Origin of the sequence: Bradyrhizobium sp. SYSU BS000235 (assembly GCF_049747295.1) — a bacterium.
In the GTDB taxonomy this organism is placed as follows: domain Bacteria; phylum Pseudomonadota; class Alphaproteobacteria; order Rhizobiales; family Xanthobacteraceae; genus Afipia.
The window spans coordinates 1,796,104-1,808,877 of record NZ_JBMHJM010000001.1 but is presented as its reverse complement, the minus strand read 5'-3'; the positions used below and the strand labels follow the sequence as shown (position 1 = coordinate 1,808,877).

Below are 12,774 nucleotides of genomic sequence, written 5' to 3'. Positions count from 1 at the left end.
ATTAGAGCGCGCGCGAAGGGATCAGCAAAGGGCCATCCGGCGTTTCCACGCGGTTGACCGATATGCCGAATACCTCCGCGATCCGGTCCGGTGTCAGCGCGAGAGCAGGCGTATCATTGGCCGCGATTTGCCCTTCATGCATGACGACGACGCGATCGGCGAACCGCATCGCAAGTGCAAGATCGTGAATGATTGCAAGCACGGCTGTGCCGTCATGAGCGATCCGTTGCAGCAGATCCATGACGATCAATTGATGGCGCTCGTCGAGGGACGCCGTCGGCTCGTCCGCGATCAGCACCGATGCTTCTGTCGCTAAAGCACGGGCAATGGCGACGCGTGCACGCTCGCCGCCTGACAGTTCGAAAATGAGGCGCGACGAGAATTCTGTCACGGCCGTTGCCTGCATCGCGCGCTCGATGGCGACGCGGTCGGCCGCGGATGTCTGTGAGAAGGGATCGGCGTGCGGCTCGCGGCCCAGTGCCACGATACTGTCCACGCTCATGGGCCAGTGAAATTCGTGGCCCTGCGGCAGATAAGAAATCGCGCGCGCCCGCGCCCGCGGCGTCATGGCACGAAGACTGGTGCCGTCGAAGCTGACGGACCCTTTCGATGCGATCAGGCCAATGATCGCGCGCACAAGCGTTGTCTTACCCGCGCCGTTGGGACCGACGAGAACCGTCAATTCGCCGGCATTGAGCGTGAGACTGACGTCGTCCACGGTCTTGCGACGATTGCGGATAACCGTGATGTGGTTGGCGACGAGACGGGGAGCGGTGTTTGGCGTCATGACGTGCTGTCCTCCAGCGCATGCCGCTCACGGAAGATCATCGCCAGGAAAAATGGGACGCCGATTAGCGCGGTGACGACTCCGATCTTGATCTCGACAGCGCCGGGCACCAGTCGGACGGCAATATCGGCTGCAGTCAGCAGCGCCGCACCCGCCAGCGACGCAGGCAGCAAAACACGTGCGGGATCGGAACCGTAAAATCGCCGCACCAGATGCGGCGCAACGAGGCCGACGAACGAAATCGCGCCCGCAACGGAGACGGCGGCGCCGACGCCGAGTGCGACGCCGATGACCACCAGCACACGCGTGCGTTCGACATTCACCCCGAGCGATGCGGCAGCGTCCTCTCCGAGCGTCAGGGCGCGGAAGGCGCCGGCATTGAGTGCAAGCACCACCCAGCTCACGAGCATGAAAGGCGCGGCGAGCCAGACATGCTCCATGCTGCGGTCTCGCAGCGAGCCGAGGAGCCAGAACGCGATTTCCAGTGCAATGTAGGGATTGGGGGCGAGATTGAGGATCAGCGCGATGGCGGCGCCGGCAAGGCTTGCGAGCGCCAGACCGGCGAGCAGCGTGACCGTCAGCGATGCACGGCGTCCTGCGATGGCCACCAGCGCTCCGACGGACAGCAACGCGCCTGCAATGCCACCGAGAGGCACAGCGAGGGACAGGGCGTTGGCAAGACCGAACGCCATGATTGCGGCGGCGGCGGCGGCCGCCGCCTGCGGCGCGCCGAAGAGCGAGGGTTCGGCGAGCGGATTACGCAACAGGCCCTGCAGCGAGGCGCCGGCCAATCCGAAGGTGGCGCCGATCAGCATCGTAAGCAACGTTCTCGGCAACCGGATGTCGCGCACGATGATGGACGTCACGCCATGATCCGAGACCAATGCACTGGCGACGGCTTGCGGCGAAAAATGGGCAGGGCCGGTCATCAGCGAAAGCGCGAACAGTCCCGCCACCAGAATGGCGAGAATTACAGTCAGCCAGTTGCCTCGACGCTCAAAAGTCATCTTGATCCAAATGCAGTCTAAACGTCAGAAGGAACGCTGACGCCGTCCAAGTGGCGTGGCATAACGGAGCGTCATGATCAAGAAGACCATCATCGCGTTATCCGTGTTTCTTGGCTTAACGGGCGCTTACGGCGAGCAAGATTCTGCGCGGGCCGAGGCGCCGCCGAAGCGGATTGTCTCGTTCAATCTTTGTGCGGACCAGTTGCTGCTTGCGCTGGCGGATCCCTCGCAGATTGCGGGTCTGTCGCCCTATGCGACGGACGCCGCGCTGTCGGTCACGACCGATCAGGCTGCGCATTTCCCTCGGCTCGATTGGGATGCAGAGTCGGTCGTCAATCTGGCGCCTGATCTTGTGCTGGTGGGACCCAGCAATCGTCCGACACAAGCGATGCTGAGCGCGATGGGAATCCGCGTTGCGGAAGTTCGCTTCATCAGCAACACCGCGGAGGCGATCCAGCAGGCCCGGGAGATCGGCCGGCTGATTGGCCATCCCGACCGCGGCGAAGCGATGGCGCGCAAGCTTGAAGAAGCGGAAACGCAACTGGCAGCGGTTGCGTTGAAGCCACCAATGACCGCGCTTGTCGTGCAGCGTGGTGGCTACAGCGAAGGCCCTGCGAGTCTGGTGGCCGGCATGTTGACGACTGCCGGTTTGCGGCCGCCGGCGAATTCGCCTTCCGACCTCGGCGGTTTCGGCGGATATGTCTCCCTCGAGCAATTGTTGGTCGACGGTCCCGATGTTCTGGTGCTGCAGGATCCCCCGCAGACTGCGGGAGACCAGGGTGCGTTGTTCATCACGCATCCGGCCCTGCTGGCGCGTTATGGTGCGAACCGGCGGATTGATCTTCCATCGCGCTACACGCTGTGCGGCGGTCCTCCGTTGATTGAGGGGTTGGATTATCTCGCCAGGGCGATCAAGACGCTGCGGTAAGGCCGTTCGGCAGGACTTCGACGCCGCCAAATGCGGCGACGCCGCCGCGCTTTAGGATCACGACGTTGGTTGCAAGCCGGCGCATTTCGTTGGCGTCGTGGCTGACGAACACCATCGGGATGCTGGCTTCGTCTCGCAAGCGAACGAAGTAGGGCAGGATATCCGCCTTGCGCTGTTCATCCAGCGAGCCCAGCGGTTCGTCGAGCAGCAGCAGGCGAGGTTTGGCCAGTAGCGCGCGGCCGAGCGCGACGCGCTGGCGCTCGCCGCCAGATAACTGCGCCGGGCGGCGATCGAGCAGATGACCGATATCGAGCAATTCGACGGCGCGGTTTTCGGCAGCCGCATCGTAGCCGAGCCGGTTCATGCGGCGGCCATAGTCGAGATTCTGTCTGACATTGAGATGCGGGAATAGCCGGGCATCCTGAAACACGTAGCCGATGCGGCGGCGGTGAGGCGGAACGTGAATTCCGGATTCCGTGTCGTCGAGTGTCTCGCCGTCCAGCGAGATCAGGCCGCGATCTGGTTTGGTCAGGCCGGCGATCATGTTGACGATCGATGTCTTGCCGGCACCGGAGTTTCCGAACAGGCCTGTCACGAGGCCATTGCTTTTGAAGGCAGCCTTCAAGGTGAAGTTGCCGAGCTGCCTGATGATATCGACTGAGAGCATCGTCAGTATCCGTGCAGCCGTCGCGTGGCGCGGCGCGCCAGAATTTCCGAGGCAATCAGCGCAATCATCGCAATCGCAATCGACACGATGACGAGGCGCAACGCGGCGGCATCGCCGTCCGGGACCTGAGTCAGCGTGTAAATCGCCGCCGAAATCGTCTGCGTTTCGCCCGGAATATTGGAGACGAATGTGATCGTTGCGCCGAATTCTCCGATGGCCTTGGCGAAGCCGAGTACCATGCCGGCGACAATGCCGGGAAGCGCCAACGGCAGCGTTACAGTGAGAAACACGCGCCAGGGGGGCGCCCCAAGGGTGCTCGCCGCCTGTTCAAGCTTCCGGTCGACCGCTTCGATGGACAATCGGATGGGGCGCACCAGCAGCGGAAAGGACATCACGCCGCAGGCCAACGCCGCGCCGGTCCAGCGGAACGCAAACACGATGCCGAGATGATCGGCGAGCCAGCCACCGACCAGGCCTTTTCGGCCAAATGTCAGCAGCAGGAGATAACCTGTGACGACAGGCGGCAGTACGAGGGGGAGATAGATCACGGCATCGAGCGCGGCCTTGCCCCAGAAGTCTCGCCGCGCCAATAGCCACGCCACCGCGACACCGAGCGGTGTCGCGATCAACGTGGCAACTGCGGCGATCCTGATTGATAGCAGGATCGCCGTCCATTCTTCGGCAGAAATTTGAAACACAGTCGTTCGTTTTATGATGTCGGCTTGATCAGGAATGTAAAGCCGTACTTCTCGAAAATAGTCTTGGCAGTGCCTGAACGCAGAAACGCCAGATAACCTGCGGCATCAGACTTGGCGGTTGCTGTCGAGGCGACAGGATAGATGATGGCGGGGTGCGAATCCGCGGGGAATGCGCCAACGATCTTCACGCCCGGTTCAACCTTCGCATCGGTCTCGTAGACGATGCCAAGCGCAGCCTCGCCGCGTGCGACCAGGGCCAGTGCCGCGCGAACGCTTTCGGCCATCGCGAACTTCGGCTCGGCAGCCTTCCATGAGCCCAGCTTTTCAAGTGCAGCCTTGGCATATTTTCCGACCGGAACTGCTTTCACGTCACCGGTTGCGATGCGTCCATCGCCGGCGAGCTTGGCGAGATCGAAGCCCTGTCCGATGGTGACATTGCCGATCTTCGAATCCTTCGGTGCGATCAACACGATCTTGTTGCCAAGCAGGTTGACGCGGGTCGGTTCATTGATGGCCTTCTTGCCGATGGAATAGTCCATCCAATCGGTATCGGCAGAGATGAAGATATCGGCCGGAGCTCCTTGTCCGAGCTGCTTGGCCAGCGCAGAACTTGCAGCGTAACTTGCGGCAACCTTCACGCCAGACTTCGCGGTGTAAGCGGCGTCGACCTCGTCGAGTGCATTCTTCATCGAAGCTGCAGCAAAAACCGTCAGCACCTTGTCCTGTGCAGCGGCGGGGGCGGTCGTCGCCTTGCTGTCCTGCGCGAAAGCCTGCGGCAGCGCGGGTACAAGCAACATCGTAAAGGCGAGGAAAAGTCGGGAGAGTAAATTCATGATGGCGCTCCAAAGCCGCCCGCAGCGCGGAGGCCCTGCAAGCATCGGCAAAGTTGAATTTTGTACGACAACCGGAAGCGCCGTTCCGTGTCCCCAGCAGGCTTACGGCTGGCCGGGGCATCGTGGCGCGAACATATCAGGCACAGCACCTGCGTAAAGGCTTTTTGGCCGCTATGCTGTCGCAGGCCCCGCAAATATCAGATGAATTGAACCCTTGGCACTGGCAGCGAAGTTGAGAGCGGTGGTCCGCGTCGATCGCGAACCACCATAAAAGCTTCAGTCGACAGCGATCATCACGTCTGACGCTTTGACGACCACGGTCACCGCGCCACCTGTCTTCACGCCAAGTTCGTCGACCGCTTCATTGGTGATTGCCGAGGTGACGATCTGTCCGTTGCCGATATCGACACGCACATGCGCAGTGGTGGCGCCCTTCTTGACCTCGATGACTTTTCCCTTGATCTGGTTGCGTGCGCTAATTCTCATGACAATCCTTTCTTCGGTAGCAGATATCGCTCGTGAATGCGCCGTTGAGCGATGAGGCAATATGAGGTGAGGAGAGTGGCCTCTGATTTTGGCGCGCTTACGGCGCAACGAATGCCAACCTATCAGGCGCAGACTGCACGTTCAAAGCTTGAAAGGCTCGCTCACGGGGCGAGCAGGACCTGCCGGCATTCGGTCGGAAGATTGGCCAGCGTCAATGGCGGCTTGGGTTTTGGCGGTGTCGGCGGTGGCTTGGGATGAAGCACAGCGTCGCTGAACCAGTAAGCGAGATCGCCGGCGCTACAGCCCTCACTCCCACTGGGTGGTTCCTGCGGTGTGCAGGTTCCGCTTCCGGCAGGACACTTCATGCGGATATGGAAATGATAATCATGCCCGTACATCGGCCGCACCTTGGACAGCCAGCTGCGATCACCCTTCGCCTCACGGCAGAGCGCCTTCTTGATCGCGGCGTTGACGAAGATGCGTTCCACCTGCGGTTCCTGCGCCGCGGCACGGATCACCGACAGATGTGTTGGTGTCCACGCTTTCGGATCGATATCGAGCCGATCGGGACGAACCATCATTACCGCGGATATCTCCTCGCGCTCCTCGCGCGACAGCATCCGCGCCGGCATCGGTGTCAGCCAGATATCGGCGTCCAGCCCGATTTGATGGCTGGCGTGGCCTGTCAGCATGGGGCCGCCGCGTGGCTGCGACATGTCTCCGACGAGAAGACCAGGCCAGCCGGCGACCTTGTGGGCTTTCTCGGACAGTCGCTCAAGCAGTGCGATCAGGTCCGGATGCCCCCAATTCCGATTGCGTGACAGTCGCATGACTTGCCACGTCTTCCCATTGATCGGCAAAGCTTCAGCGCCCGCGATGCAGCCCTTGGCATAGAAGCCAATGGAGTGGACCGGGAGTGACGCCGGCTTTGGCTTGCGGCCAAACAGCTCTTTCGCCGCGATGTTGGGATCATTCGGATTGGCCAGCGGCGGAAGCGGTTTTGGGTTAACCGAACCTTTATCCTGCGCCTGAACAGCGGTCACCGCCAGCATGGCGGGGAACAGGACGACTGCGAGAATCAGACGAGGCCGCATCATGGCGTGCTTATAGCTGAAGAGCCGCTGACGCACGAGACGACATGACGGCGAATTGAATGGCTGTTGACCGGTGTTGGACCTTCAGCAGCGAACGCGGATCCAAAGAAAGACACCGGCCAGTGATATTAACGTTTCATTAGTCATGAGCACGACAATGACGTCGTCGCTCCGGAATAAAATTCGTGCATGTTTGTGTGGTGGCAGCCCGCTCTAGAACCCCGATACACGCAGCAGATTCGAAAATAGCAGGACTTACGAGAACCGGCCTTCAATGGCGTACGTCAGGCGAACACTCGGGAGGGCGGAGCCAACGATGCTCGGGTAGTAAGCCTCGGGCAAGATACCCTTTTTTCAGACACTTGGATGAGAATGCCCGTTGCAGAACGCAAAGAGCAGGCGAGGCGATGCCGAATAATCGGCCAAAACCAAAAACCAGAACTGGAAAGGCCATATCGCCCAAGCGGATCTCAACCGTTCGGCTCGCGAAGGCTGCGCCCAAGCTTGCGCAGAAAAACCGCAAGGCTGCTGCCGCGATCGGTGAGGTTGTTCGCAAGCGCGCGGAAATCGAAGCCGCGATTGCGCAGGCCCAGACGTCAGATGCGCGCCTGCGCGAAGCGATCGACGTTCTGCCGCAAGGCATAGTGTTTCTCGATGCCGAGGGTCGCTACATCCTCTGGAACAAGAAATACTCCGAGATCTATAGCAAGAGTGCGGACCTGTTCCGACCGGGGGCGAATCTCAAGGATACGTTGCGCATCGGTGTGGAACGCGGTGACTATCCCCAAGCCACCGGACGCGAAGAGGAGTGGATATCCGAGCGACTTGAGAAGCTCTACCATCCTGGCCAGCGTCATGAGCAGCTTCTCTCGGACGGCCGCTGCGTCCTGATCGAGGAGCGGCTGACGGACGACGGCGGCATCATCGGCCTGCGCGTCGATATTACCGAGCTCAAGCAGCGCGAGGCGTCTTTCCGGCTGCTGTTCGACGGCAACCCCGTCCCGATGCTGGTCTGCGCCCAGAGCGATGGGCACATTATCGGTGTCAACGACGCGGCGATCGAACACTATGGCTATCTGCGTGCCGACTTCGAGAAATTGAAGATTTCCGATGTCCAGGCCTTCGATCAATCGATGCCCTGGGTCAGCGAGCAAACCACTGACGAGCGTGCTGCACGCACCTGGAAGCATATCAAGGCCAACGGATCGCTCATCGACGTCGCGATCTATTCGCGCCATTTGATGTTCGACAATCAGCCGGCAGTGCTGCTTGCGCTGATGGATATCACCGAGCGTAAACGCGCCGAGGCACGGCTCGCTTTCATGGCGCAGCACGATGGATTGACCGGCCTGCCAAACCGCATTCTGCTGCGTCAACGCTTGGACGAGTTGTTGGCGCACACGCGCCGCAGTGGCGACAACGTCGCGGTGCTGTTTCTCGATCTCGATAACTTCAAAGGCATCAACGACACGCTGGGGCACGCCGTCGGCGATAAACTCCTGAAAGGCGTCACCAAGCGACTGCGTTCTTCATTGCGCGAAGAGGACGCGGTGGCACGCCTTGGATCGGACGAATTCGCCATCGTGCAGGCCGGTGTGGATCGTCCCGAAGATGTCGCGTTCCTTGCGAAGCGTCTGATCGATACGATTAGCGAGCCCTACCTGTTCGACGGAAATACGATTGTGAGCGGCGCCAGCATTGGTATCGCCATTGCGCCAGGCGATGGCGACGATGCGGAAAAGTTGCTCAAGAATGCGGACATGGCGTTGTCCCGTGCCAAGAGCGAAGGTCATGGCACGTTCAGTTTCTTCGAAGCTGAAATGGATGCACGTGCGCAGTCGCGCCGCCGCGTCGAGACCGATCTGCGCGCGGCGATCGACAGCAATGTGTTGCAGCCTTACTATCAGCCGCTGGTTGATCTGAAGAGCGGGCGCATCACGGGGTTTGAGGCGCTGGTGCGCTGGCCGCATCGCGAGCGCGGCATGATTTCGCCGGGCGAGTTTATTCCAGTCGCTGAAGAGACCGGATTGATCAGCGCAATTGGCGGGCTGATGTTGCGCCGCGCTTGCATAGACGCCGCGCAATGGCCGGACGAAGTGCGCGTTGCCGTCAACCTGTCTCCGTTGCAGTTCAAGGTCGGCAATCTGCTGCCGGTCGTGATGGACGCGCTGAAGGGTGCGGAGTTGTCACCCAAGCGTCTTGAGCTTGAAATCACCGAAACGGTCCTGCTCGACAAGAGCGATCAGGTGCTTGCGACGCTGCATGCACTGCGCGCACTTGGTGTGCGAATTTCGATGGATGATTTCGGCACCGGCTATTCGTCGCTGAGCTATCTGCGGAGTTTCCCGTTCGACAAGATCAAGATCGATCAGTCGTTTGTTCGCGATCTTGGCTCCAATCAGGACGCGCAGGCCATCGTGCGTTCGATCATCAGCCTCGGCAAGGGCCTCGGCGTAACGATCACGGCTGAAGGCGTTGAGACCGAAGCTGAATTGAGCTGTTTGCGCGCTGAAGGATGTCACGAGGGCCAAGGCTTCCTGTTCAGCCGCGCCCGGCCGAACGAGGAGATCATGCGTCTGTTGCTTGCGCAGCGTAACTCGGGTGAAGCCGCAGCCTAACTCGTGCGTGTTAGCGAGCCGATTTGCGTTTCGCCGTTTTGCGTCCGGTCCTGTGAGCCGTTGTCTTCTTTGCAGATTTAGACCGCGCAGCCGCATGACGCTTGCGGGTGGCCGCAGCTTTCTTGGCGGAACGCGAGCGCGCCGCTGCGGGCCGTCTGGCCGCCGCTTTACCACCCCGCGGGCCACCAATGCGTCCGCCTTTCTTGGCTGCTACGTTGGTGTCCTTGACACCCCGTCCTGAGCCGCTCTTGTTGCCGCCGCCCGTCTCCTTGTTGACGGTGGCCCAGGCCCGCCGCTCGGCTTCATCCTCACTGACGCCGCGGTGTTCGTAGCCTTCCTCGATGTGTTGCGCTTTGCGTTTCTGTTTGTCGGTGTAACTGGATTTGTCTCCACGTGGCATGACATGCCTCCACGACAGATGGTGATGAAGCAGAAACGCGTGTCATATGAAGCTGTTCCCTAGTGTCTTGAACCCGAAGTTCGCCTTACATTCCGGCACATCGCGCAGCGAACTTCGGATCCAAAAGGACACTAGCAAATCTATGATTTTAGTGTGGTTCAGGTTCAGAAGTTCGCTTGAAGGATGTGCGGAGAAAATGAAGCGAACTTCTGAACCACCACCCCAGGCGCTAAAAAACAAAACCCCGACGCTAGGCGCCGGGGCGAATTTTGTTCGTCGACTGTCGAACCGATAAGACAGCTGCAGAGGTGCCTTACTTCTTCGACTTTTTCGTTTTCTTCGTCTTGGTCTTCTTTGCCTTAGGGGTGTCCTTGGACGCTTTCTTTTCCTTCGAGACATCCTCGATGTCGGCGGAAGCAACGTGCTTCACGATGGACTTGATGGTGCTCTTGGCCGACGCTTTGTTGGAATATCCCTCCGAGGCGAACATCTTCTCGCCGTTCGGCGCACGAAAGCGAAAACGGAATTCGCCGGACTTGTCTTTGTAAATCTCGAACTTGTAGGCCATCACGTTCTCCAAAGCTGATTCGAAGCAACGGCACCGTTGGCGCTGATGGAACCAGAGTCAAGATACGGCGCGCACCAGATGACGAGCGGCCCCTGCTATTTCCGGATCGGCTTCATCAAAAACCAGTCATGAGAGACCTCGGTCGCGGCTCGCTTTCACAACCAGCTTCACTCAATGTTCAAGCCTTTCGCGGTAAGAGCTAAACTCAACTTCCGCCGAGAGATGAATACTGGCCGTTTACGGCTCAGCTGCAGACCAGCAGGGGGACGATTATTTGCACCCCATTTTGAGGCACTTGTTGCCACAAAACTTCGCGGGCTTTCTGCTGCCGGCACCGGCCTCAAAGCAATTCTCCATGCATTTTGTATAAGGCATCCCGGCTTTACACATCCGCGCAGTGGGCATCTGCTGGGCGTCCGCTGTCGTCGTGGCCATCGCAAGCATCGCAAAGGCACACGCACCAAAGAGTGTTGATTTTATCATGATGTAACGCCCGTCGGGATGTTTACGGATCAGCTCATGCGAAAACGATAACCGGAAAATGGATATAGATGGCCGAATCTATCGGTACCGCGGAACGAGGAGCAACATATCGAGCGCGGATGTGGCTGCAAATAGCTCATCCGGGCTATTTCCGGCGGAGCAACAAAAAATGCCGTCTTGCGCTCGCGGCCTTTCCGCTCCCCGGCAGGTATCAAGCTCCTGAACATTCTTATTCGCAACGCTGATGCCGGCAGGCTCACGGCATGGGTTGAGGAGAATGTGAGCGGGGCGAAGGAGTGACGGCTAATAACTCTGGCCGTCAGATCCGGCAGAAGCAGAGTCGACCGATGCGAGTTGCGCTCAGCTATCAACCTTGAGCGCGGCAATGAAGGCTTCCTGCGGAATGTCGACCTTGCCGAACTGCCGCATCTTCTTCTTGCCTTCCTTCTGTTTCTCCAGAAGCTTGCGCTTGCGCGTGATGTCGCCGCCGTAGCACTTCGCGGTGACATCCTTGCGCAGCGCGCGGACGGTTTCACGCGCGATCACCTTGCCGCCGATCGCCGCCTGGATCGGGATCTGGAACATGTGCGGCGGGATCAGCTCCTTCATCTTCTCGACCATGGCGCGGCCGCGGCCCTCGGCACGGGTGCGGTGCACGAGCATCGACAGTGCATCCACCGGCTCGTTGTTGACCAGGATCTGCATCTTCACGAGGTCTGCCGCCTTGTAATCCGTCAAATGATAGTCGAACGACGCGTAGCCCTTCGACACCGACTTGAGGCGGTCATAGAAATCAAACACCACCTCGTTGAGCGGGAGTTCGTATTTCGCCATGGCGCGGGTACCGACATAGGTCAGTTCTTTCTGGGTGCCGCGGCGTTCCTGGCATAGCTTCAACACGCTGCCGAGATATTCGTCCGGCGTGAGGATCGTGGCCTCGATCCATGGCTCGTGGATTTCGGCGATCTTGACGACATCCGGCATGTCGATCGGATTGTGAATCTCGATCTCCTGCCCGTCGGTCAGATGCATCTTGTAAATAACGGACGGCGCGGTTGCGATCAGGTTCAAATTGAACTCGCGCGACAGCCGCTCCTGAATGATCTCGAGGTGCAGGAGGCCGAGAAAGCCGCAGCGGAAGCCGAAGCCGAGCGCGGCGGACGTTTCCATCTCAAACGAGAAGCTGGCGTCATTCAGGCGCAGCTTGCCCATCGCCGCACGCAAAGTTTCGAAATCGTCCGCATCGACCGGGAAGAGACCGCAGAACACCACGGGGATGGCAGGCTTGAAGCCCGGCAGCATCTCGGTGACAGGCTTGCGGTCATCGGTAATGGTATCGCCGACGCGGGTGTCCGCCACTTCCTTGATCGCGGCGGTGATGAAGCCGATTTCGCCGGGACCGAGTTCGTCGACATTGACCATCTTGGGCGTAAAGAAGCCGACGCGTTCGACATCATAGGCTGCGTTGGTGCCCATCATGCGGATGCGCTGGCCCTTCTTCATCACGCCGTCGACCACGCGGATCAGAACCACCACGCCGAGATAGACGTCGTACCAGCTGTCCACCAGCAGCGCTTTCAGCGTTGCGTCGCGGTCGCCCTGCGGCGGCGGCAGGCGCGTGACAACGGCTTCCAGCACGTCAGGAACACCGAGGCCCGTCTTCGCCGAGATCATCACGGCCTCGGACGCATCGATGCCGATCACGTCCTCGATCTGTTGCTTCACCTGTTCGGGCTCTGCGGCGGGCAGGTCGACCTTGTTGAGGACCGGCACAATCTCAAGGTTGTTGTCGAGCGCCTGGTAGACGTTGGCGAGTGTCTGGGCCTCGACGCCCTGGCTTGCGTCGACAACGAGCAGCGCGCCTTCACAGGCCGCCAGCGACCGTGACACCTCGTAGGCGAAGTCGACGTGGCCAGGCGTGTCCATCAGGTTGAAAATATAGTCTTTGCCGTCCTTGGCCTTGTAGTTCAGGCGAACGGTCTGCGCCTTGATGGTGATGCCGCGCTCGCGCTCGATGTCCATCGAATCGAGCACCTGCTCCTTCATCTCGCGGTCCTGCAACCCGCCGGTGGTCTGGATCAGCCGGTCGGCGAGCGTGGACTTGCCATGGTCGATGTGGGCGACAATGGAAAAGTTGCGGATGTTGGAAATGGGGGTCGTTGTCATGGGGCGCGGGATAGCATTCGCGCCGCAAAGCGGCAACAA

At 60.0% G+C, this 12,774-nt stretch carries 11 protein-coding genes and 1 pseudogene; 2 read left to right on the top strand and 10 right to left on the bottom strand.

The features are described 5' to 3' along the window. Position 1 precedes the first annotated feature (1 nt). Positions 2 to 787, bottom strand: a complete 786-nt coding sequence (locus ACP0KA_RS08425) for an ABC transporter ATP-binding protein (RefSeq protein WP_424628365.1) — start codon at positions 785 to 787, stop codon at positions 2 to 4. Beyond that, the gene (locus ACP0KA_RS08420; protein WP_424628364.1) at positions 784 to 1,794 is read right to left on the bottom strand and encodes a FecCD family ABC transporter permease; all 1,011 of its coding nucleotides are present in this window, start codon (positions 1,792 to 1,794) and stop codon (positions 784 to 786) included. Before ACP0KA_RS08420 ends, ACP0KA_RS08425 begins: the two co-directional genes overlap by 4 nt. Positions 1,795 to 1,867: 73 nt before the next feature. On the opposite strand from ACP0KA_RS08420, the gene ACP0KA_RS08415 reads away from it, so the two are divergent. Next, a complete protein-coding gene (locus tag ACP0KA_RS08415) occupies positions 1,868 to 2,722 on the top strand; it encodes an ABC transporter substrate-binding protein (protein WP_424628363.1) in 855 nt (284 codons plus the stop codon). Here ACP0KA_RS08415 and modC read toward each other — a convergent pair. The 5 genes from modC to mepA all read right to left on the bottom strand — a co-directional run bounded on the left by modC (position 2,706) and on the right by mepA (position 6,503). Beyond that, positions 2,706 to 3,389: a molybdenum ABC transporter ATP-binding protein gene (gene modC / locus ACP0KA_RS08410; protein WP_424628362.1), complete on the bottom strand. Its 684-nt coding sequence runs from the start codon at positions 3,387 to 3,389 to the stop codon at positions 2,706 to 2,708. The two genes, ACP0KA_RS08415 and modC, sit on opposite strands and share 17 nt — an antisense overlap. Positions 3,390 to 3,391: 2 nt before the next feature. After that, positions 3,392 to 4,087 (bottom strand): molybdate ABC transporter permease subunit, encoded by a 696-nt coding sequence (gene modB, locus ACP0KA_RS08405; RefSeq protein ID WP_424628361.1) that lies wholly within the window; start codon positions 4,085 to 4,087, stop codon positions 3,392 to 3,394. A gap of 11 nt (positions 4,088 to 4,098) precedes the next feature. Further along, positions 4,099 to 4,884 carry a molybdate ABC transporter substrate-binding protein gene (modA, locus tag ACP0KA_RS08400; RefSeq protein WP_424631520.1) on the bottom strand — a complete coding sequence of 262 codons (786 nt, stop codon included), beginning with the start codon at positions 4,882 to 4,884 and terminating at the stop codon, positions 4,099 to 4,101. A gap of 312 nt (positions 4,885 to 5,196) precedes the next feature. Beyond that, on the bottom strand, positions 5,197 to 5,406 hold the full coding sequence (locus tag ACP0KA_RS08395) for a TOBE domain-containing protein (protein WP_424628360.1): 210 nt from the start codon (positions 5,404 to 5,406) through the stop codon (positions 5,197 to 5,199). Between the two features lie 161 nt (positions 5,407 to 5,567). After that, complete coding sequence (mepA, locus tag ACP0KA_RS08390; protein WP_424628359.1) at positions 5,568 to 6,503, bottom strand: penicillin-insensitive murein endopeptidase; 936 nt, start codon at positions 6,501 to 6,503, stop codon at positions 5,568 to 5,570. Positions 6,504 to 6,907: 404 nt separating this feature from the next. On the opposite strand from mepA, the gene ACP0KA_RS08385 reads away from it, so the two are divergent. Then, positions 6,908 to 9,118: a putative bifunctional diguanylate cyclase/phosphodiesterase gene (locus tag ACP0KA_RS08385; RefSeq protein ID WP_424628358.1), complete on the top strand. Its 2,211-nt coding sequence runs from the start codon at positions 6,908 to 6,910 to the stop codon at positions 9,116 to 9,118. Between the two features lie 10 nt (positions 9,119 to 9,128). Here the strand turns inward: ACP0KA_RS08385 and ACP0KA_RS08380 are convergent, their stop codons facing one another. The 3 genes and pseudogenes from ACP0KA_RS08380 to lepA form a co-directional block, all read right to left on the bottom strand. Next, positions 9,129 to 9,518, bottom strand: a complete 390-nt coding sequence (locus ACP0KA_RS08380) for a hypothetical protein (RefSeq protein WP_424628357.1) — start codon at positions 9,516 to 9,518, stop codon at positions 9,129 to 9,131. A 388-nt stretch (positions 9,519 to 9,906) separates the two neighbouring features. Beyond that, positions 9,907 to 10,086 (bottom strand): annotated as a pseudogene (locus ACP0KA_RS08375) (YegP family protein); the annotation flags it as partial. A gap of 843 nt (positions 10,087 to 10,929) precedes the next feature. Next, positions 10,930 to 12,735 (bottom strand): translation elongation factor 4, encoded by a 1,806-nt coding sequence (gene lepA, locus ACP0KA_RS08370; RefSeq protein ID WP_424628356.1) that lies wholly within the window; start codon positions 12,733 to 12,735, stop codon positions 10,930 to 10,932. Positions 12,736 to 12,774 lie beyond the last annotated feature (39 nt).

Excerpts from the sequence above, each read along its gene's own strand:
- ACP0KA_RS08425 (WP_424628365.1), bottom strand. The coding sequence starts at position 787 with ATGACGCCAAACACCGCTCCCCGTCTCGTCGCCAACCACATCACGGTT.
- ACP0KA_RS08420 (WP_424628364.1), bottom strand. The coding sequence starts at position 1,794 with ATGACTTTTGAGCGTCGAGGCAACTGGCTGACTGTAATTCTCGCCATT.
- ACP0KA_RS08415 (WP_424628363.1), top strand. The coding sequence starts at position 1,868 with ATGATCAAGAAGACCATCATCGCGTTATCCGTGTTTCTTGGCTTAACG.
- modC (WP_424628362.1), bottom strand. The coding sequence starts at position 3,389 with ATGCTCTCAGTCGATATCATCAGGCAGCTCGGCAACTTCACCTTGAAG.
- modA (WP_424631520.1), bottom strand. The coding sequence starts at position 4,884 with ATGTTGCTTGTACCCGCGCTGCCGCAGGCTTTCGCGCAGGACAGCAAG.
- ACP0KA_RS08395 (WP_424628360.1), bottom strand. The coding sequence starts at position 5,406 with ATGAGAATTAGCGCACGCAACCAGATCAAGGGAAAAGTCATCGAGGTC.
- mepA (WP_424628359.1), bottom strand. The coding sequence starts at position 6,503 with ATGATGCGGCCTCGTCTGATTCTCGCAGTCGTCCTGTTCCCCGCCATG.
- ACP0KA_RS08385 (WP_424628358.1), top strand. The coding sequence starts at position 6,908 with ATGCCGAATAATCGGCCAAAACCAAAAACCAGAACTGGAAAGGCCATA.
- ACP0KA_RS08380 (WP_424628357.1), bottom strand. The coding sequence starts at position 9,518 with ATGCCACGTGGAGACAAATCCAGTTACACCGACAAACAGAAACGCAAA.
- lepA (WP_424628356.1), bottom strand. The coding sequence starts at position 12,735 with ATGACAACGACCCCCATTTCCAACATCCGCAACTTTTCCATTGTCGCC.